The following is a 20,401-nucleotide window of genomic DNA, read 5'->3' as shown; positions in this document are numbered from 1 at the left end:
ATCAGTGCTTTCAGGGGCACCGCACCCAGGTCATCAGCTCGAACACTGGAAAGACCACCGCCGTAGCGGCCAAACGGGGTACGGATCGCATCGCAAATGTAAGCATCTTTCATCAGAATCCCTCCTGTTACTCAGATTCAGGCAGTACGCTGCCTTTGATCTGATAGGACTTACCACGGAACAGGGCCAGCTCTTTGCCATCCTGGTTGGTCACCGTGATATCGTATACACCGGTGCGTCCACTGCGGGTACGCTCAACGGCTTCAGCGGTCAGAACGTCGCCTTCAAAACCCGGTGCGGCGTATTCAATGTTGCAGCCGCTGGCAACGGTCACCTTGTTATAGGTGTTGCAGGAGTGGGCAAAAGCCGTGTCCGCCAGCGTAAAGATCATACCGCCGTGGCACATGTTGTGGCCGTTCAGCATATCTTTGCGTACGGTCATGGTTAGACGGGCATAACCCGGCTTTACCTCGATGATCTCCATGCCCAGCGCCTGAGCAGCATGATCGCGCTCATGCATGGACGCGCTACATGCTTCTGCCAGCTGCTGTGGTGTCAATTCAGCACTGCTCATATCACTTACCTCCAGCAACCTTGCGGCGCAGCAGTGGCGATGCGCGGTAGCGGTCTTCACCGTAGGCAGCCGCCAGATTGTCCAACGTGTTCAGTACGTTAGCCAGACCGATATTGTTAGCCCAGGTGATCGGTCCGCATGGGTAGTTCACGCCACCCTGCATCGCGATGTCGACCGCTTCCTCATTACACACCTGCTGGTTCACGGCGTCAAAGCCTTCGTTTGCCAACATGCAGACAGTACGCATCACCGCCATGCCTGGGATGTCGTCTATAATGCTGACGTTTTTACCAATCGCCTGGAACAAACCGGTGGCCGCAGCAATAGCAGCTTCGTTTGCCTGATCCGCCGGTGCCAGTGCCATGCGGCTCGCTTTCGCGTAATCCAGCGCCAGATCGAACTGAATCAGGTTCGGGTTGCTGGACTGCTGTGCACGCATCGTCGAGAACTGACCGTTGCTCAGCTTCAGGGTTGCTTCGCCTACAACAATTGCGCCGTTACCTTCGGTACGGGTCACGTTGATGCCTGCTTCTTCGATCAGGGCGACCAGTGGCTCGGCCACACCCAAGTCACCTTCAACAGTTACCTGAGTTGGTTTAGCTGCGTCTGCTGCGTTAGCGGCAGTCGCTTTTTCTGCACCTTCGCTGTAGTTATAGAAACCTTTACCAGACTTGCGACCGAAGTGGCCCGCGTTAACCAGTTCCAGCTGAACCAGAGACGGCAGGAAGCGCTGATCCTGATAGTAAGCGTCAAAGACAGAGCAGGTTACCGCGTAGTTAACATCGTGGCCGATCAGATCGGTCAGCTCGAACGGTCCCATACGGAAACCGCCGCACTCTTTCAGCAGGGCATCGATGGTGGCGATGTCCGCACCACCTTCCTGGTATACACGGAAACCTTCAGCGTAGAACGGGCGTGCAACACGGTTAACGATAAAGCCTGGCGTGGATTTCGCCATTACCGGTTTCTTGCCCCAGGCTGCGGACAGATCGAAGATCTCGTCAGCGATTGCCGGATCGGTATCCAGACCGCTGATCACTTCTACCAGCTTCATGATTGGTGCTGGGTTGAAGAAGTGCATGCCTACCAGGTTTTGCGGGCGCTTCAGTTTACTGCCGATCGCTGTTACAGAGATGGAGGAGGTGTTGGTGGCGATGACCACGTTCTCGCCACAGATATCTTCCAGGTCACCGAATACCTGCTGTTTGATGTCCAGGCGCTCGACGATCGCTTCGATCACCAGGCCTGCTGGTGCCAGTGCCTGCAGAGAGTCGGCGATCTGGATGCGGCCGGTGAGGGCATCCACATCGTCCTGGGTCATTTTGCCTTTTTCGACCAGACGGCCCAGGCCTTTGGCGATACCATCCAGACCTTTCTGGGCAGCACCTTCCATTGCGTCGAACAGCAGTACCGGGTGGCCTGCTTTAGCGGCGACCTGAGCGATGCCTGCACCCATAGTGCCTGCACCGATCACGCCGATTACGGAATTATTGTTGAGACGGCTCATTGTGTTCTTTTGCCTCGACCTATTACTGGCCTTTAAAGTTGGGTTGACGTTTTTCCATGAAGGCGGCTACCCCTTCACGGTAGTCTTCGGTGCGGCCTGCCAGGGTCTGCAGATCACGTTCCAGATCCAGCTGCTCGTCCATAGTGTTGGTGGACGCAGCGTTGATCGCACGCTTGATCAGAGCCAGACCTTTAGTAGGCTGGGTCGCCAGGTGTTTCGCCATCGCCAGCGCTTCATCTTTCAGTGCTTCGTCGTCAACCGCTTTCCAGATCATGCCCCAGTTCTCTGCCTGTTCAGCCGAAATCTTGTCGCCCAGCATCGCCAGACCCATTGCGCGGGCACGACCCACCAGGTTAGGCAGGCTCCAGGTGCCGCCACAATCCGGTACCAGGCCGATTTTGCAGAAGGCTTGGATGAAAGACGCGGATTTCGCAGCCAGGACGATGTCACAGGCAAACGCGATGTTGGCACCTGCGCCTGCAGCTACACCGTTCACGGCACAGATCACCGGCATTTCCAGACCCATCAGGGTACGGATCAGCGGGCTGTAGTTTTTCTCGATGGACTCGCCGAGGTTTGGTGCTTCGGAGCCTGGAGCAACGTTACGATCGCTCAAATCCTGGCCTGCACAGAAGCCACGGCCATTACCGGTCAGCACCAGGCAGCGAACAGATTTGTCCTTCTTCACAGTTTTCAACGCTTCACGTACTTCTGCGTGCATGTCAGTGTTGAAGCTGTTCAGGCTCTTTGGACGGTTCAGAGTCAGAACTGCAACGCCTTCGGTGATTTCGAATTCGATGTTTTCGTAAGCCATGTTGTTATTTTCCCGTGAAGTTGGGTTTACGTTTTTCCATGAAGGCCGCGATACCTTCATTACGGTCTTCAGTAGCCGCCAGCATAGTGAACGCCTTGCGTTCCAGGTTCAGGCCACTGTCGAGGGTTGTTTCGTAAGATCTGAGAATCGCTTCTTTCGCCAGGCGTACGGCAATCGGTGGTTTGGTGGCGATCTTCTCGGCCAACTGGCGGGCACGTTCGATGGTGCGCTCAGGGATTACCACTTCGCTAACCAGATTGAAATCGCGCGCCTGTGCAGCTGAGATAAATTCACCAGACAGTACCAGCTGCATCGCCATGGATTTACCGATGGTGCGCACCAGACGCTGAGTGCCGCCTGCACCTGGGATGATGCCCAGGTTGATCTCTGGCTGGCCAAACTGTGCGTTGTCGCCTGCGATAACAATGTCGCAGTGCATCATCAGCTCGCAGCCACCGCCGAGACAGAAGCCATTTACTGCTGCCACCATAGGTTTAGGAAACGCAGCAATCCGGCGCCAGTACGTTGGGCGTGGATCGTTCATGACGCCCACGGCATCCAGGGCAGCCATCTCTTTAATGTCTGCGCCCGCCGCAAATACTTTTTCGCCACCAGTTATCAGAACGGTTTTTACGTCGTCATTCTGTGTGGCGGATTCCAGTACTTCAGCCATTTCACGCAGCAAGTTGGTGCGAAGGGCGTTGTACGCTTCGGGGCGGTTTAGGGTAATGGTCAGGACGCCTTTACTGACGTCCGAAACGATGATGTCCTGTAAATCCTGCATGAGTTTGCAACAGCTCCGGCTTGTGAACAGGTAGAAAGAGTAAAGCCCCGGTCAGGCACTGGTTCGAGATGAGCAGCACCCGAAGAAGGGAGTCATTCAATCGGACTTAAAGCAGATATTTGCCACGTTCTGCCAACAACAATAGTCGGTTTTGTTACCTATTATTGGCGTATCCTCATCATATTGGAGGATCTGGCCGATCGGCCCTGATAATGGCATCGTTTCTGCATTTGCGACCGATTATCAGTTTGGCTACAGGTTAACCTAAAAGCAAAAAGGGATACAAGAAAAAAGCATGTAAATTCCTTTTCGTATCACAATGTTTGGTGTATCTTTCGTAGTATTAAGGTAGCGCTAGTTACGTGCCTGAATGAGATGTCGGAGCGCTGTGGGTCATGCCAACGGCAGGTCTAACGTTTTAGCCAGAGCTGGCGCGCGAAATTGAAAACGAAGTGATGTGGCTTCGTCCTGAAGGTTCGGTGCAGCGATCTATTCTTAAGTAATGCTTGATTGGAGTATTGCGTTGGGCGCAAGTTCGGCGTCGCACATTAAGAGATAGTCGCTGCATATAAAGAATAAATAGAGTAGCCATTCCATCATCAACACCGAAGATTCATATCAAAAGATATTGATGACGGTAATAAGCGGGGAGCCCCATGAGCCAGAACCTGTTTGAGAAACACCAGGACACCCTGAAGGGTGCGTTGAACGCAATCCACCAACGCGACTACTTCAGTCCTTACCCGGAAAACCCAAGCCCGCGTAAGTACGGTGAGACTGCTAATAAAGACGGTGAAGAAGCATTCAAGGCTTACATCGGTCAGTCTTTTGAACTGGATATGCCTGGTATCACAGGTGAAGCGGGCAGCGAAAAATCACCTTACGGTTTTGATCTGAACGTTAAATACCCACTGGTTGATCTGGATGTGCTGCTGCCTGCAATGAAAGATGCGCAGAAGGCATGGCGTGATGTTGGCGTAGAAGGCCGCGTGGGTATCTGTCTGGAAATTCTGGAGCGTATCAACAAGCGTAGCTTCGAGATCGGTTACTCCGTAATGCACACCTCCGGCCAAGGCTTCATGATGGCGTTCCAGGCGGGTGGCCCTCACGCGCAGGACCGTGGTCTGGAAGCTGTTGCATACGCATATGAGGCGATGACCTCTGCGCCAGGCACTGCAACATGGACTAAGCCGCAGGGTAAACACGACCCGCTGGTGATGGATAAGAAATTCACCGTTGTTGGTCGAGGTGTAGGTTTGGTGATCGGTTGCTCCACGTTCCCAACGTGGAACACCTACCCGGGTCTTTTTGCATCTCTGGTAACCGGCAACCCGGTTGTGGTTAAGCCACATCCAGCAGGTATCCTGCCAGCAGCAATTTCTATCAAGATTGCACAAGAAGTCCTGGTTGAGAACGGTCTGCCAGCGCACATTGTATCCATGGTGATCGATGAAGATGCTGCGAAACCTTGCACTATGGATCTGGCACAGCGTGAAGAAGTGCGCCTGATCGACTTTACCGGTAACACCTGGTTTGGTGACTGGCTGGAAAACAACTGCCCTCAGGCGCAGGTTTATACCGAGAAAGCGGGTGTAAACACCATCATCATCGACTCTACCGATGACTTCAAAGGCATGATTCGCAACCTGTCCTTCACGCTGAGCCTGTACTCCGGCCAGATGTGTACCACGCCGCAGGATATCTTCGTACCAGCAGGCGGTATCGAAACCGATCTGGGGCACAAGTCCTTCGATGAAGTGGCAGAAGCGATCTCTACCGGCGTAACCAAGTTCCTGTCCGATCCGGAACGTGCTGCAATGGTGCTGGGTGCGATCCAGGCGGAAGTGACTGCACAGCGTATCGAAGAGAGTCGTGGTCTGGGTGAGGTGATTCGTGACTCTGAAGCGATGGAAAATCCATGGTTTAAAGATGCACGTGTTCACAGCCCGCTGATCATGAAGATCGACGCAGACAAAGAAGAGACTTACATGAAGGAGCTGTTCGGTCCGATCTCCTTCGTCATTAAGACCGAGAGCAGCGAGCAGAGCATCGCGCTGGCGAACAAAGCGGTTAAAGAGCACGGTGCGATCACCATGGGTTGCTACTCTTCCAGCGACGATGTTCTGGATGCGATCGAAGAAGCGGCACTGGATGCAGGTGTAGCATTGTCCTGCAACCTGACTGGCGGCGTGTTTGTGAACCAGAGTGCTGCGTTCTCCGACTTCCACGCAACAGGTTGCAACCCGGCTGCAAACGCATGTCTGTCTGATCTGGCGTACGTAGCGAACCGCTTCCGTGTAGTACAGAGCCGTCGTCACCCTAAGTAATCGGGTTGCGTTGATCGACAAGCTGTAACTGTTCGGGGCGATTTATTCGCCCCGATTTATAAGTGATTAGAAAGGATCAAACCATGAGCTACGAATGTATTCTGGTTGATATCAAAGACGGGGTTGGCACCATTACCCTGAACCGTCCGAAGGCGATGAATGCGCTGAACGTGACTCTGACCCGTGAAGTGGGTGAGGCGGTCGATGCGCTGGAAGCGGACGAAGCTGTAGGCTGTATCGTGATTACCGGTGGTGATCAGGTGTTTGCAGCCGGTGCTGACATCAAAGAGATGAAGGATCAGAGCTTTATCGATCTGTACCAGAAGGATTTTCCTTACATCCAGCGTGACTGCTGGCGAGCAATCGATGAAGCGCGCAAGCCGGTGATCGCCGCGGTAGCAGGATTTGCCCTGGGTGGCGGTTGTGAGATGGTGATGGCGTGTGATTTCATCATCGCGGCTAATAGTGCGAAATTTGGTCAGCCGGAGATCGGTATCGGCACTATGCCGGGGGCTGGCGGTACTCAGCGACTGACCAAGGCGGTGGGTAAGGCGAAGGCGATGGAGATGTGCCTGAGCGGTCGCATGATGGATGCTGAAGAAGCTGATCGTTCTGGCCTGGTTGCACGTATTGTTCCTGCAGACGAGCTTGCAGAAGCGGCATTCAAAACCGCGCGTAAGATTGCGTCTAACTCCCGTCCAGCTGTTGCTTACATCAAAGAATCCGTGAACATGGCGGTGGATGCCAACCTGCGAGACGGTCTGCGTTTTGAGCGCCGTGCCTTTGAAGCGACATTTGCATTCGAAGATTGCAAAGAGGGAATGACGGCATTTGCCGAGAAGCGTAAGCCGGAATTTAAACACCGATAAACGTTTTTCGTTATGCTATCGCCGTCATACGCCTGAAGGTGTGTGGCGGCGTTTTTGTTTTAACGGACTGAGCCTGGCAGTGTGTCGAGTTATTTTTGTTGTATCTCACTGCATGAGGTATGTAAGGTAATGCTATGAAATTAAAAGATAAAAAGGTTTGGATTACCGGTGCGAGCAGTGGTATTGGTGCCGCAACTGCACGTCTGCTGGCAGGTGAAGGTGCGCACGTTGTGCTGTCAGCGCGTCGTCAGGAAAAGCTGGAAGCGCTGTCTGAAGAGATCCGTAATAGCGGTGGCAGCTGTGAAATCGCAGTAGTCGATGTATCCGATCGCGGCGGTATGGAAGCGCTGGGTCAGCAGCTGGCCGACAAAGGTGGTATCGATATCCTGATCAACAACGCAGGTACCATGCCAATCAGCCCGATTCTGTCTGGTCGTGTGGATGAGTGGGATCGAATGATCGACGTGAACATCAAAGGTGTGCTGTACGCGATCAATGCGGTTTATCCGGGAATGGCCGAGCGTAAGGATGGTCATATCGTTAATATCAGCTCTGTTGCTGCACGGCTGACCTATCAGAGTGCGGGTGTGTATGGCGGTACCAAACATGCGGTGCGAGCGATCTCCGATACCCTGCGCAAAGAAGCGATCCGCTTTGGCGTGCGAGTGACCGATATCCAGCCGGGCTCGGTGGATACGGAGCTGCCGGATAGTATTGCCCATGAAAAGATTCGCAGTGCTGTAAAAGATAATATGTACGCCGAAGACAGCCCAATTCTAAAGCCGGAAGATATCGCTAACGGTATCCTCTATGCGATCACCCAGCCGCCTTATGTGGATGTGAGTGAGCTGCTGATCCGCCCGGTGATTCAGGAAAACTGATCGCTCGCGTATAGCACCAGGCCAGATACCTCTGGCCTGGATTGCTTTTCGCTCCTGCTCATCCCGCGCATCTCTGGTTCTTCTGTCATATCTTTACAGGCATAATGCGCCTGTGGGTTGGGGAACCAGCCAAATCTCTCCGTTATGCTTAAACTTAGGGGTAGTACTTTGTACAAGTTACTGATTTTCGATTGGGATGGAACCGTGATCGATTCTGCAGCACGTATCGTTTCCAGCATGCAGGCGGCTGCCCGGGATCTGAGCCTGGGTGAACTGACCGATGAAGCAGTGCGTAACATCATTGGCTTGGGTTTGCCGGAAGCAATTCGTGAACTTATTCCGATGGTAACTGACGAAGAGATACAGGCAATGCGTGAGCGTTACGGTCATTACTATCTGGGCGCTGATGAAACACCTACACATTTGTTTCCTGGCGCGCAGCATAGTCTGGACCGTATGCATAACAACGGTATCCGTATGGCGGTTGCGACAGGCAAAAGCCGCAAGGGATTGGATCGTGTGTTTGCAGAAACCGGTCTGGCGTATGTATTTGAAACGTCTCGCTGTGCCGATGAAACGACATCCAAACCTGACCCGCATATGCTAGAGGAGATTCTGGCTGAAACTGGCGTCAAAGCATCTGAAGCGCTAATGATTGGCGATACTGAATACGATTTGGATATGGGGCGTCGTGCCGGTATGGATGTGATCGCAGTCAGCTACGGCGCTCATCATCTGGATCGCCTGATGAAGTATGATCCGGTTTTGGTGGTGCATAACTTTCCGGAGCTGGAAGCCTGGATTGAAACCCGATACACATTGGAGGAAACCGTCTAATTATGTCAGACAATCACTGGAACGAACCCGAAAAGGTGGATCATCCAGCGGCAGAAGCGCTGGATAAGTTGCGCGCAAATCAGGACGGCAAGGAGTGGCGCCTGCTGGAGCGACTGGTTGACGGGCTGTATACCGAGCAGCGGCGTTCGCGTCGTTGGGGGATTCTGTTCAAGTCGCTGACGTTCTTGTACCTGTTTGCACTGTTGGGCGTTGGCCTGTTTGGTGGCTTCTCTTCGGAGGGCGGTGCTGATGTAAAAGAGCACACCGCAGTCATCAATATTCAGGGGCCAATAGCAGCAAGCGAAGAGGCGAGCGCCGACAAGATTGTGTGGGCGATGCGTGAAGCGTTTGAAGCCGAAAACTCTAAAGCCGTTGTCCTGCGCATCAACAGCCCCGGTGGCAGTCCTGTGCAGTCTGGTTATATTTACGATGAAGTGAAGCGTCTACGTGCGCTATATCCCGAGAAGAAGGTTTACGCCGTAATCGTGGATATCGGTGCATCCGGTGCATATTATATCGCGGCGTCTGCGGATGAAATCTACGCAGACAAGGCGAGCCTCGTGGGCTCAATCGGTGTGGTTGCCGGCGGCTTTGGTTTTGTAGACTTGATGGAAAAGGTAGGTGTGGAGCGACGCTTGTACACCGCAGGCGAACACAAAGCGTTGCTTGACCCGTTTAGTCCGCAAAACGACCATGAAACACGGTTGTGGCAGCAGGTCCTGGATACCACGCATCGTCAGTTTATCGAGCAGGTTAAGAAAGGGCGTGGAGATCGCCTGAAGGACGATCAAAAACTCTTTACGGGTCTTGTCTGGTCCGGGGAGCAGGCGTTGGAGCTTGGTCTACTTGATGGTTTGGCTAGCACAAGCTACGTAGCTCGCGAACTGGTGGGTGCCGAAGAGATTGTGGATTACACCTCGCAACCAGATGTTTGGCAGAAAGTACTCGATCGTTTCAGTATCACGTTCGCAAAAACAATTGCGACTGAGCTGGGTCTGAACGGTAATACGCTTCAGCTGAAGTGATATCGACAGTTTTGTACTGGTCTTAAAAAGGAGAGCTTTGGCTCTCCTTTTTTGTGGATGGTGATTAAAGGCAGAGCTGGCGTGGGACGAGGCTATCCCATATTCGGGAATTAAAGTCTCAGATCTGCGTGTTTATCCTGAAACTACGACCTTTATACTGTTTTGGGATCTGCAGGGTCGAGAATTCAGCTGTATAGGTAACGCGTATGATGAGCAGCGAGCAGGGTGTTTCAGGAACTACCCCGGTAACGGTGGTGATTTCCCGTCGGGTAAAAAACGGATGTGAAGAAGCGTTTGAGCATCTTAGTAACAAGATGACCGAGGCTGCTGCGCCGTTTCCCGGCTATATGGGGACGAACATGTTTCGCCCATCGACTGACGCTGACCCCGAATACCGAATCATCTTTAAATTCCGCTCTCAGGAGGATCTGCAGAACTGGCAGGATTCGTCAGAGCGTGCGGAATGGCTGAAGGGGATTGAGTGTTTGCTGGAGACGCCTAGCCAGATTGAAGTAACATCAGGGCTGGTCACCTGGTTCTCGATGCCCGGACAGAACCCCGTACAGCCTCCGCCAAAATACAAAATGACGTGTGTGAGCTGGTTGGCGTTGTGTCCGACGGTTACGCTGATTTTCTGGTTGTTCGGCGATCTGCTTGCGCAGCTGCCGCTGGTGCCGCGCTCAATCTTGGTAACTGCGGTGGTGATGGTGCTGATGAGCTATGTATTGATGCCGCGCTTTAGTCGTTGGTTTGCGTTTTGGTTATTTCCGAAAGAAAAGCGCGACATTCGGTAGGTGTTGTGTGGCAAGCAGAAGTGAACTTACAGAACCGGGAAGTTCTCGTTCTCCAGCATTCTAATCAGGCGGATCAGGGGGAGGCCGATCAGTGTATTGGGATCATCGCCTTCGAGTTTGTCGAACAGGGCGATACCCATGCCTTCAGATTTGAAGCTGCCTGCGCAGTTGTAGGGTTGCTCTGCCTGCAGGTAGTTCTCAATCATTGTGTCGTTGAGTTCGCGAAAGTGAACCGAGAATGGCACCACTTCGCTCTGGGTGTTTCCGGTTGTGCTGTTGTGAAGCGCCAGGCCGGTATAAAATGTTACGGCATTACCCGACGCTGATTTTAGTTGTTGTACTGCTTTTTCATGGTCGTGGGGTTTGCCGATGATTTTTCCGTTAATAACGGCAACCTGATCCGATCCGATAATCAGCGCATCCGGATATGTTTCTGCCACTGCCTGTGCTTTAGCGATTGCCAAGCGTTCAACAAGTTGGATTGCTTTCTCGTTAATAAGTGGGCTTTCGTCAATATTTGGAGAACGGCATTCATAATCCAAATTCAACTTATCAAGGATTTGGCGCCTGAACGGGGAGCTGGATGCTAAAACAAGTGACGGCATAGGTGGATGTGGGCCTTTAAGATAACAAAGAGTAAGCGGATTAGAGTATTAACCGTTTTATCCTACATTTAAAGCACTTAAGGCTTTGACAGAAGGGCTTTTCGTCCCTAGAATTGCGCGCTTATGTCGTACCGACCATTACCAAAAAAAGTTGACCCGCGTAAGCTTGCTGAGCGGGGCGTGCGAATCGAAGGTTTGATTACGCCGAAAGACCTGCCTAGGTTACTGACTCTTCTCTGCAGTGATGAGGGAGAGTTGAAGGTAAGTCTGGATTTTGACGTAGACGAACAACGGTTTCGCACTATACAGGGCAGTGCAGAAGGCAATGTTTATATGACATGCCAGCGTTGTCTCGAACCGGTCGAAGTTGCCGCAGAGGCCACTGTTAACCTTGCCGTTACTTTAAACGAAGATCAGGTTAAACAGTTACCACGGGTCTATGACCCACTTCTTCTTGAAGAGGAAGAGGTAGAGTTGGCCAGCATGATAGAAGAGGAACTGATCCTCAGTTTGCCTCAGTTTGCCTATCATGATGATTGCAGCGTGCAGACTTCATTTGGTGAAGAAGAGACGACGCAAAGCACCGATAAACCGAATCCATTTAGCGTATTGGCCGAACTAAAGGCCAATAACAGTAAGAAGCCGAACTAGGAGCTATTGAATCATGGCAGTTCAGAAGAGCAAAAAGTCCCGTTCTATGCGCGGTATGCGTCGTTCCCACGATGCACTGAGCGGACCAACTCTGTCTGTTGACGCAACTACTGGTGAAACTCACCGTCGTCACCACGTATCAGCAGACGGTTTTTACCGTGGTCAGCAGGTAGTAAACAAGCAGGGCGACGAATAAGCTTGTCACGCTATTACACCATCGCAGTTGATGCGATGGGCGGGGACTTCGGTCCCCGCGTTACTGTTCCCTCCAGCATACAGGCGCTTAGCCGTCATCCTCGCCTGACGATCCAGCTAATAGGTCATCAGGACGAAATCCACTCCTATATTCGCAAGATTAAACCCGAAGTCGCTAATCGATTAGATGTCATTCACACCGACGAAGTGATCGGTATGGATGTAAAGCCGTCTATGGCGTTACGTCATGGCAAAGGCTCGTCTATGCATCTGGCACTTAAGCAGGTGTCGGAACAGCAGGCGGATGCGTGTGTCAGTGCAGGTAATACCGGTGCGCTGATGGTGTTGGGGCGTTTTGTGCTCAAAACGCTGCCTGGTATCGATCGTCCGGCCATTATCTCTGCGGTGCCTACGCTTACAGGTCATTCTTATATGCTTGATCTGGGGGCCAATGTTGATTGTGCCGCTGAGCATCTGCTGCAGTTCGCGATTATGGGTTCTGTAATGACCCAGGCGGTTGATCAGATCGAGGCGCCGACCGTGGGGTTGTTGAATGTAGGGCAGGAAGAGATAAAAGGAAACGAGCAGGTAAAGCTCGCGTCCAGGTTGATCTCTGAGCACGGGGAACTAAATTACATTGGCTATATCGAAGGCGATGATATCTTTCGAGGTCGTGCTGATGTGGTCGTGTGTGATGGTTTTGTGGGGAATATCGCCCTAAAGGGTAGTGAAGGGTTGGCAAACCTGATTCGTCACAAAGTGCGCGCAAGTTTTCGAAAAGGTATCTATCGTCGATTTTTAGGATTGCTGGCAGGTCCTGTGCTTGCTGAGCTAAATCGACAGATGGATCCATCGCGCCGTAACGGTGCCAGCTTGCTGGGACTGCAGGGTATTGTGGTAAAAAGCCATGGTGGTGCGAATAAAAAATGCTTCGGATATGCGTTGGATCAGGCTGTTGCCGAAATAGAGATGGATCTGCCAAGTCGCATTAGGTGTCACGTTGAGAATCAGCTAACCTGATCCCCCTGTGCGGCTGTTTTATTTGTTTGTGAATACTGTACACTACGGCAGATTCGACCTTCACATTAGGTTAATTTATTGGAGTTAAAGAGGAAACCATGTCTCAGTCTCTAGCTTTTGTTTTTCCCGGACAGGGTTCCCAGGCGGTTGGCATGCTGGCAGAGCTGGCTGAAGCCAATCCGGTAATTAAATCTACTTTTGCTGAAGCATCCGACGTGCTGGGCTACGATCTGTGGGATCTGGTTCAGAACGGACCAGCGGAAGATCTGAACCAGACTGACAAGACCCAGCCTGCACTGCTGACGTCTGGTGTAGCGCTGTGGCGTTTGTGGCAGGAAAAGGGTGGTGAGCAGCCCGCAGTAATGGCTGGTCACAGTCTGGGTGAATACACTGCACTGGTGTGTGCAGGTGCAATCGACTTCGCTGATGGTGTTAAGCTGGTTAAGTTGCGCGGTGAGTTTATGCAGCAGGCTGTTCCAGCCGGTACCGGTGCAATGGCCGCGATTTTGGGCCTGGCCGATGATGCGATCGAAGCAGCGTGTGAAGCCGCAGCTGAAGGCGATGTTGTATCTCCTGTTAACTACAACTGCCCGGGTCAGATCGTAATCGCTGGCGAAAAAGCAGCAGTAGAACGTGCGATCGAAAAATGTAAGGAAGCAGGCGCTAAGCGTGCTGTTCCTCTGCCGGTGAGCGTACCGTCTCACTGTGCACTGATGAAGCCAGCGGCCGAGAAGATGGCAGTAGAACTGGCAAACATCGAAGTTAAACTACCAGCTATTCCGGTCATGCAGAACGTGGATGCGTCTGTGCCACAGTCCGTTGAACAGCTGAAAGACAACTTGCTGGCTCAGCTTTACAGCCCAGTGCTCTGGACAAAGAGTGTTCAGGCAATGGTTGAGCAGGGCGTAGAGTCTACTGTTGAATGCGGCCCGGGCAAGGTATTGTCTGGTCTGAATAAGAAAGTACACAAGCCGCTCAGCGTTGTTGCTATTAACGAACCGGCTGGTCTGGACAAGGCCCTCGGTCAGTAATTTCCGGAGCAAGGAACTTAGTAATGAGCATTGAAGGTAAAGTTGCGCTGGTTACCGGCGCTACCCGAGGTATTGGTAAGGCAATCGCTAAGGAGCTGGGTCGCCAGGGTGCTGTTGTAGTGGGTACTGCAACCAGCGAGAACGGCGCAGCGACTATCTCCGAATATCTGACTGAAGCAGGTATCAAAGGTACTGGTCTGGTACTGGATGTGGCTTCCTCTGAGTCTGTAGATGCGGTGCTGAAGGATGTTCAGTCCGAGTACGGCGCGATTGAGATTCTGGTGAACAACGCGGGTATTACGCGCGACAACATCATGATGCGCATGAAAGACGACGAGTGGGATGCGGTGATGAACACCAACCTGAACTCCGTATACCGTCTGGTTAAAGGTTGTCTGCGTGGTATGACCAAAGCGCGTTGGGGCCGCATCATCAGCGTAAGCTCCGTTGTTGCTTCCATGGGTAACGCAGGTCAGGCGAACTACGCAGCTGCAAAAGCTGGCATGGAAGGCTTTACCCGTGCGCTGGCACGTGAAGTTGGTTCCCGCAACATTGCTGTAAACTGCGTGGCACCTGGTTTTATCGATACTGATATGACCTCTGGCCTGCCAGAAGAGCACAAAGAAAAACTTCAGTCTCAGATCCCGATGAACCGTCTGGGTCAGCCTGAAGAGATTGCTGCAGTTGTTGGTTTCCTGGCCAGTCAGGGCGGCGGTTATGTGACCGGTGAAACGATCCACGTCAACGGTGGCATGTATATGTCCTGATAGGGGCATCAAAGAATTGTTTTTTTTCGTCAATTGGCGATAATGTGCCGTCAGTTAACGATGAAAATTATCGCTGACCTGCTTGAACAGGCAGATCGGCTTCATTAGAATCCTGTACCACATCATTAATGTGGTGGTGTTGATAAGAAGATAGGAAGAGCTATGAGCAACATTGAAGAGCGCGTAAAGAAAATCATCGCTGAACAGCTGGGTGTTAAAGAAGAGGAAGTAGTAAACTCTGCAGCATTTGTAGAAGATCTGGGTGCTGACTCTCTGGACACTGTTGAGCTGGTGATGGCTCTGGAAGAGGAATTCGAAACCGAGATCCCTGACGAAGAAGCAGAGAAAATCACTACTGTTCAGCTGGCAATCGATTACGTTCTCGCTAACCAGTAATCGACACAGTCTCGAATACCCGAAAAGCCGCAGCTATCTCGTATAGTGCGGCTTTTCTTTTATCTGTAGGTTGCATTTTGGGAGGATCATGATGTCACGCAGGCGAGTGGTTGTTACCGGTATGGGTATGCTTACCCCGGTTGGTAATACAGTCCAGGAAACCTGGGAAAACATCTTGGCAGGAAAAAGCGGTGCGGCGGATATCGAGCATTTTGATGCTTCTGCGTTCCCAACCCGTTTCTCTGCATCGGTTAAGAATTTCGATGTCAGCGAATATATGAGCGCCAAGGAAGCGCGTAAGATGGATCTCTTCATCCAGTACGGTATGGCTGCTGCTATTCAGGCGGTTAACGATGCTGGTTTGGAGGTGACAGACGAAAACGCGCCGCGTATCGGTTGCGCAATCGGTTCGGGCATCGGTGGCTTGCCGATGATCGAAAAAAACTGTGATCTGCTTGAGAAAAGCGGTCCACGCCGAATCTCTCCATTTTTTGTGCCTGGCAGCATAATTAATATGATCGCAGGGAATCTTGCGATTAAGTACGGCTTTAAAGGCCCGAATATAGCGATAACCACTGCGTGTACAACCGGAACCCACAATATTGGTCAGGCGATGCGCATGATCCAGTATGGTGATGCTGACGTGATGTTGGCGGGTGGTTCCGAGATGGCGACAACGCCATTGGGTATCGGGGGGTTCTCTGCAGCGCGTGCACTGTCTACCCGCAACGATGATCCGCAGGCTGCTAGTCGTCCATGGGATCAGGATCGTGACGGATTCGTACTGGGTGACGGTGCTGGTATCCTGATTCTTGAAGAATACGAACATGCCAAGGCGCGAGGTGCGAAGATCTATTGTGAGCTTGCTGGCTTTGGCATGAGTGATGATGCGTTCCACATGACCGCACCGCCTGAAAATGGTGAAGGCGCAGCGTTGTCGATGAGTAATGCGATTCGTGATGCACGGTTGAATGCTGACGAAGTGCATTACATTAACGCGCATGGAACCTCCACGCCAGCAGGTGATATTGCCGAGTCCAATGCTGCGAAGCAGGTGTTGGGTAACGCGGCGGGGCAGGTTCGAATGAGTTCGACAAAATCCATGGTGGGGCATCTATTGGGTGCGGCCGGTGCGGTAGAGGCGATCTTCTGTGTGCTGGCTCTGCGTGACCAGATCGCACCGCCGACGATCAACCTGGACAACCCGTCCGAAGGTTGTGACCTGAACTATGTAGCGCACCAGCCACAGGAAGCGGCGCTGAACGCGGCGATCTCCAACTCCTTCGGTTTTGGTGGTACCAACGGGACGTTGGTCTTCAAAAATACCTAACACATATAGATGTGTTAAAGCGGAAGTGTTTGATACCTTCCGCTTCTTTTCCTCGATAATCACCTCTCAGCAATATTTCCATTCAGTTCAAAGGCTTAAGGTGGTAACTTGACCTTTATATGAAGGTTCAGATATCTGAAGGTCCACAGTGCGATGACTCAAACCCTCTGGATAAACGGTAAGCAGCAGACGCAGATTGACGTGCGTGACCGTGGTTTTGCTTATGGTGATGGTCTGTTTGAGACTATTCAGATCAGCCATGGAAAATCACAACTCATGGCGCGTCACATTACGCGGATGCGCAGCGGGGCCGTGCGCTTAGGCTTTGACGCTTCGGTTATCGACCAACTGCTTGAGGATCTGGCTGAGATCAACTTACCGGACGATGGAGTGCTAAAGCTTACTCTTTCGCGAGGTGTGGGAGGTCGGGGCTACAGTTATGCTGCTGATATGGAAGCAACCCGCGTTATTATGTTGGGGCCAAAGCCTGCTTATGGTAATCAAGCAGAAGAGGGAATAACCCTAAAGGTTTGTGATACACGATTGGGTGTGAATCCTGCTCTGGCGGGTATCAAACACCTTAACCGTCTGGAACAGGTATTAGCGCGAAACGAGTGGTCTGATCCGGCGATCAATGAAGGTGTTGTACTGGACTACGAAGGGTTCGTGGTAGAAGGTACCATGAGCAATCTGTTCTGGGTGAAGGATAGGGTTATCTATACGCCGTCTCTCGAACGATGTGGTGTTGCGGGTGTTGTACGCGACTTCCTGATTGAAAAGTTTACTGCAGACGGTCACTCAGTCGAAGTTGGGTTGTATCCGTTAGCCGATGTCATCTCAGCAGATGAGATCTTTATATGTAACAGCCTTATCGATATCTGGCCGGTGAAGCAGCTGGATTCGAATTATTATGCATTAGGTCCGGTTGCAAAAGCTGCCCGGACGTATCTTGTAGAGGAGTATCAGGCGTGAGCCGTGGTCTTGTGTTGGTATCGCTGCCCGTTGTATTGGCGGCGGGTGCAGCGGCAGTAGGCTGGCAGCAGTATCAAGGGTTTCTTAACGCGCCGGTAACAGTCGATGCAGACTATGTGTTGGCGGTGCCGAAAGGCAGTAGTTACAACACGGTTGTGGGTACGCTGGTATCGGATGGTGTAATCGACAAACCGCTGTTTATGAAAGCCTACGGCCGTCAAAGCGGGCTCGCAGCCAAGATTCGTGCAGGCGAATACAAGATCAAGCAGGGTTCGACTCCGAAGGGGCTGGTTGATGTGCTGGTCAGCGGTAAATCTATCCAATACAGCTTCACCATTATTGAAGGTAGTACGGCCAATGATCTGTTGGTGCAGTTGCGGAAAGATCCGGTGTTGGTACAGACGCTCAAGGATAAATCCGCAGATGATGTGAAAGCGGCACTGCAGGTTGAGTACCCGTCACTGGAAGGGCTGTTTCTGGCAGAAACCTACAACTTTGAGCGTGGTACAACGGATCTGGATATTCTTAAGCGATCACAGCGTTTGCTGAATCAGAAGCTGCAGGCTGCATGGACGGAGCGTTCGAAATCTTTGCCTTACAAGAACCCCTACGAAGCGCTGACCATGGCGTCCATTGTTGAGAAGGAAACCGCGCGCCCGGACGAGCGGCCGGAGATTGCCGGGGTATTCGTGCGACGTCTAAACAAGGGGATGCGCCTGCAAACAGATCCAACCGTAATTTATGGTATGGGCGAGAAGTATAAAGGCAATATTCGTCGTGCAGATCTGCGCCGTCCTACACCTTATAATACGTACGTCATCAAGGGGCTGCCTCCGACGCCAATTGCCTTGGTGGGGGAAGAGGCGATCCAGGCTGCTTTGAATCCGAAGCCAGGTAAGTCGCTCTATTTTGTAGCGAAAGGCGATGGTAGCCACCAGTTTTCAAATACTCTGATTGAACATAACAACGCGGTGCGCCGCTATCAGCTGCAGCGCCGTAAAGATTACCGGTCGACACCTTAATAGATGAATACACTGAAGCGTGGTTGCTTTATCACCGTAGAAGGCACTGAAGGGGTGGGCAAGTCCACCAATATCGAGTTTCTATGCTCTCTGCTGCAGGAGCGTGGTATAGAGATTGTGCTGACGCGAGAACCTGGTGGTACACCGATGGCTGAAGAGTTGCGTAACTTGCTACTTCAGCCACGTGAAGAAAACGTATCGGAAGATGCCGAGCTGTTGTTGATGTTTGCGGCGCGTGCCCAGCATATAGAGAATGTAATCAAACCGGCCCTGGAACGCGGTGCCTGGGTGGTCAGCGATCGCTTCACTGATGCTACTTTTGCATATCAGGGCGGTGGTCGCGGTGTCAATCAGGAGAGTATCGCGTTACTGGAAAGTCTTGTGCAGAAAGGGCTTCAGCCCGACTTGACGTTGTTGCTGGATCTGGACGTGGAAACCGGATTAGCGAGGGCCAGTGCACGCAGTACACCGGATCGCTTCGAGCAGGAAAAAGTGACTTTCTTTGAAAAAGTGCGTGCCGCCTACTTGAAACGAGCTGCAAATGATCCGCTGCGTTTTGCTGTGATCGATGCTTCGGTGGAGCTGGGTGCGGTTCAGCGACAGATTGCACAAGCCGTTAATCGCTTTGTGGAGAAGCAGGATGGCTAAGGCTGAGGTCTTTCCGTGGCTTGCTGAGTGTCGGGTTCATTTGTGTGAATTGCATCGCACCCAGCGTTTGCCGCATGCATTGATCGTGCATGGTGCGCAGGGGATTGGTAAAGCCAACTTCGCTACTGCATTTGCACATTACCTTCTTTGTCAGAGCCCGCAGGGCGACCAGCCTTGTGGCAGTTGTAAGGCCTGTGAGCTGAATAACGTAGATGGCCATCCTGACCTCTATCTGCTTGAACCGGATGATATCGGTAAGCCGATCAAGGTTGATCAAATTCGTCAGCTGACTGATTTTATCTGCAGTACCGCGCAACAAGGTGGTTACCGTGTGGTCATCATCAATCCGGCCGATGCAATGAATGTTGCAGCGGCCAACGCACTGCTGAAGATGCTGGAGGAGCCGGGGAAGGATACGGTTCTGATGCTGATCACCGATCGATTGGGGCAGGTTATGCCGACAATTAAGAGTCGCTGTCAGCGTGTAGAGTGTCCGTTACCGAGCGAGCAGGTAGCTACGGACTTTGTTGCTCAGGCATTAAGTCTGGATGCCGATGAAGCCCAGCGTCTACTGCGGATTAATAACGGCGCTCCGATGGCTACACTCAATTACAGCGAATCGGACCAGGCGGAATGGCGTAGCCAGCTCGTTAAAGGCCTGGCGGATGTGCTTAAGCAGCGTCGCACTGTTGTGGAAGTGGCGCAGGCGTGGCAGAAGGCGGATCTTGAGTTGATGCTGGGCTGGTTGTATAGCATGTTGGTTGATATCTCTCGTGCCAAGGCGACCGAGAACGAAGCGCTGAAACAGGAAGATGCGCACAATATGTTGGTGGCGGTAAGCCGAAAAACTAACCCTGCAAAAGTGTTTGAGTTGGCAAGCCTGGTTCAGGAAGAGCGTAAAAGCCTTATACTAAGGCAAAACACCAACAAGCAGATGTTGCTAGAACGTATTCTGCTGGCGTGGTCGGCGATAGTACGGTAACGGAGTATAGAAATGTCAGTGGTCCCACGTCTCAGTCACGGTATCCTCTCGCTTATCATCGAGAACAAAGAAGATCTCTACAAAGCCTACATGCCCTATATCAAGCACGGTGGCCTGTTTGTGCCAACGCAGCGCAACTATCACCTTGGTGAAGAGGTGTTTATGCTGCTTGAGTTGATGGGAGAGGCTGACAAGATTCCGGTGACCGGCAAAGTGATCTGGGTAACACCAAAAGGTGCTCAGGGCGGCCGTGTGCCGGGTATCGGTATCCAGCTCTCTGCTGAAGACTCCACGCTAGTCAACACCATTGAAAACCATCTGGCGGGTGCGTTGAACTCCGAACGTCGCACGAACGCCCTCTAATAATACG

23 protein-coding genes are annotated in these 20,401 nt (G+C 52.1%); 18 read left to right on the top strand and 5 right to left on the bottom strand.

Features of this window, described 5'->3' with window-relative positions:
* Positions 1–127: 127 nt before the first annotated feature.
* Genes paaI through paaF form a run of 4 tightly spaced genes read right to left on the bottom strand, consistent with a single transcriptional unit; the run spans position 128 to position 3,679 of the window.
* Entirely contained in the window at positions 128–574 is a 447-nt protein-coding gene (gene paaI / locus QKW35_RS17900; RefSeq protein WP_282355350.1) for a hydroxyphenylacetyl-CoA thioesterase PaaI, read from the bottom strand.
* Between the two features lies 1 nt (position 575).
* Entirely contained in the window at positions 576–2,081 is a 1,506-nt protein-coding gene (paaH, locus tag QKW35_RS17895) for a 3-hydroxyacyl-CoA dehydrogenase PaaH (RefSeq protein WP_282355349.1), read from the bottom strand.
* Positions 2,082–2,103: 22 nt separating this feature from the next.
* Complete coding sequence (paaG, locus tag QKW35_RS17890; RefSeq protein ID WP_282355348.1) at positions 2,104–2,895, bottom strand: 2-(1,2-epoxy-1,2-dihydrophenyl)acetyl-CoA isomerase PaaG; 792 nt, start codon at positions 2,893–2,895, stop codon at positions 2,104–2,106.
* Positions 2,896–2,899: 4 nt separating this feature from the next.
* On the bottom strand, positions 2,900–3,679 hold the full coding sequence (gene paaF / locus QKW35_RS17885) for a 2,3-dehydroadipyl-CoA hydratase PaaF (protein WP_282355347.1): 780 nt from the start codon (positions 3,677–3,679) through the stop codon (positions 2,900–2,902).
* A 656-nt stretch (positions 3,680–4,335) separates the two neighbouring features.
* On the opposite strand from paaF, the gene paaN reads away from it, so the two are divergent.
* The 6 genes from paaN (at position 4,336) to QKW35_RS17855 (ending at position 10,412) form a co-directional block, all read left to right on the top strand.
* Positions 4,336–6,006 carry a phenylacetic acid degradation protein PaaN gene (gene paaN / locus QKW35_RS17880; protein ID WP_282355346.1) on the top strand — a complete coding sequence of 557 codons (1,671 nt, stop codon included), beginning with the start codon at positions 4,336–4,338 and terminating at the stop codon, positions 6,004–6,006.
* 83 nt (positions 6,007–6,089) lie between these two features.
* Entirely contained in the window at positions 6,090–6,875 is a 786-nt protein-coding gene (locus tag QKW35_RS17875; protein ID WP_282355345.1) for an enoyl-CoA hydratase-related protein, read from the top strand.
* Between the two features lie 134 nt (positions 6,876–7,009).
* The gene (locus tag QKW35_RS17870) at positions 7,010–7,756 is read left to right on the top strand and encodes an SDR family oxidoreductase (RefSeq protein ID WP_282355343.1); all 747 of its coding nucleotides are present in this window, start codon (positions 7,010–7,012) and stop codon (positions 7,754–7,756) included.
* A 168-nt stretch (positions 7,757–7,924) separates the two neighbouring features.
* A complete protein-coding gene (locus tag QKW35_RS17865) occupies positions 7,925–8,593 on the top strand; it encodes an HAD-IA family hydrolase (RefSeq protein ID WP_282355342.1) in 669 nt (222 codons plus the stop codon).
* A gap of 2 nt (positions 8,594–8,595) precedes the next feature.
* Entirely contained in the window at positions 8,596–9,618 is a 1,023-nt protein-coding gene (locus QKW35_RS17860; protein ID WP_282355340.1) for a S49 family peptidase, read from the top strand.
* 206 nt (positions 9,619–9,824) lie between these two features.
* Entirely contained in the window at positions 9,825–10,412 is a 588-nt protein-coding gene (locus QKW35_RS17855; protein ID WP_282355337.1) for an antibiotic biosynthesis monooxygenase, read from the top strand.
* Positions 10,413–10,438: 26 nt separating this feature from the next.
* On the opposite strand, the gene QKW35_RS17850 is transcribed toward QKW35_RS17855, so the two are convergent.
* Positions 10,439–11,017 carry a Maf family protein gene (locus tag QKW35_RS17850; protein ID WP_282355336.1) on the bottom strand — a complete coding sequence of 193 codons (579 nt, stop codon included), beginning with the start codon at positions 11,015–11,017 and terminating at the stop codon, positions 10,439–10,441.
* Between the two features lie 123 nt (positions 11,018–11,140).
* Between QKW35_RS17850 and QKW35_RS17845 the strand changes: the two genes are divergently transcribed.
* From QKW35_RS17845 to QKW35_RS17790, 12 genes are all read left to right on the top strand, one after another.
* Complete coding sequence (locus tag QKW35_RS17845; protein ID WP_282355334.1) at positions 11,141–11,668, top strand: YceD family protein; 528 nt, start codon at positions 11,141–11,143, stop codon at positions 11,666–11,668.
* Between the two features lie 13 nt (positions 11,669–11,681).
* On the top strand, positions 11,682–11,864 hold the full coding sequence (gene rpmF, locus QKW35_RS17840; RefSeq protein ID WP_282355333.1) for a 50S ribosomal protein L32: 183 nt from the start codon (positions 11,682–11,684) through the stop codon (positions 11,862–11,864).
* Between the two features lie 2 nt (positions 11,865–11,866).
* On the top strand, positions 11,867–12,883 hold the full coding sequence (plsX, locus tag QKW35_RS17835) for a phosphate acyltransferase PlsX (RefSeq protein ID WP_282355331.1): 1,017 nt from the start codon (positions 11,867–11,869) through the stop codon (positions 12,881–12,883).
* Positions 12,884–12,981: 98 nt separating this feature from the next.
* A complete protein-coding gene (gene fabD, locus QKW35_RS17830) occupies positions 12,982–13,914 on the top strand; it encodes an ACP S-malonyltransferase (protein WP_282355330.1) in 933 nt (310 codons plus the stop codon).
* Between the two features lie 23 nt (positions 13,915–13,937).
* The gene (gene fabG, locus QKW35_RS17825; RefSeq protein ID WP_282355329.1) at positions 13,938–14,681 is read left to right on the top strand and encodes a 3-oxoacyl-ACP reductase FabG; all 744 of its coding nucleotides are present in this window, start codon (positions 13,938–13,940) and stop codon (positions 14,679–14,681) included.
* Positions 14,682–14,843: 162 nt separating this feature from the next.
* Positions 14,844–15,077, top strand: coding sequence for an acyl carrier protein (acpP, locus tag QKW35_RS17820; protein ID WP_282355327.1), 234 nt, complete (start codon positions 14,844–14,846; stop codon positions 15,075–15,077).
* Positions 15,078–15,168: 91 nt separating this feature from the next.
* Positions 15,169–16,407: a beta-ketoacyl-ACP synthase II gene (gene fabF / locus QKW35_RS17815; RefSeq protein WP_282355325.1), complete on the top strand. Its 1,239-nt coding sequence runs from the start codon at positions 15,169–15,171 to the stop codon at positions 16,405–16,407.
* 153 nt (positions 16,408–16,560) lie between these two features.
* Positions 16,561–17,379, top strand: coding sequence for an aminodeoxychorismate lyase (gene pabC, locus QKW35_RS17810; RefSeq protein ID WP_282355324.1), 819 nt, complete (start codon positions 16,561–16,563; stop codon positions 17,377–17,379).
* On the top strand, positions 17,376–18,401 hold the full coding sequence (mltG, locus tag QKW35_RS17805) for an endolytic transglycosylase MltG (RefSeq protein ID WP_282355322.1): 1,026 nt from the start codon (positions 17,376–17,378) through the stop codon (positions 18,399–18,401). Before pabC ends, mltG begins: the two co-directional genes overlap by 4 nt.
* Before the next feature lie 3 nt (positions 18,402–18,404).
* Positions 18,405–19,049, top strand: coding sequence for a dTMP kinase (tmk, locus tag QKW35_RS17800; protein WP_282355320.1), 645 nt, complete (start codon positions 18,405–18,407; stop codon positions 19,047–19,049).
* Positions 19,042–20,031: a DNA polymerase III subunit delta' gene (locus tag QKW35_RS17795; protein WP_282355318.1), complete on the top strand. Its 990-nt coding sequence runs from the start codon at positions 19,042–19,044 to the stop codon at positions 20,029–20,031. Before tmk ends, QKW35_RS17795 begins: the two co-directional genes overlap by 8 nt.
* Before the next feature lie 12 nt (positions 20,032–20,043).
* The gene (locus QKW35_RS17790) at positions 20,044–20,394 is read left to right on the top strand and encodes a PilZ domain-containing protein (protein ID WP_282355316.1); all 351 of its coding nucleotides are present in this window, start codon (positions 20,044–20,046) and stop codon (positions 20,392–20,394) included.
* Positions 20,395–20,401 lie beyond the last annotated feature (7 nt).

Source organism: Pontibacterium granulatum, assembly GCF_029961155.1.
In the GTDB taxonomy this organism is placed as follows: Bacteria; Pseudomonadota; Gammaproteobacteria; order Pseudomonadales; family Balneatricaceae; genus Pontibacterium; species Pontibacterium granulatum.
Note: the sequence above shows the minus strand (reverse complement) of the source record. Positions and strands in the feature narration are given on the sequence as shown.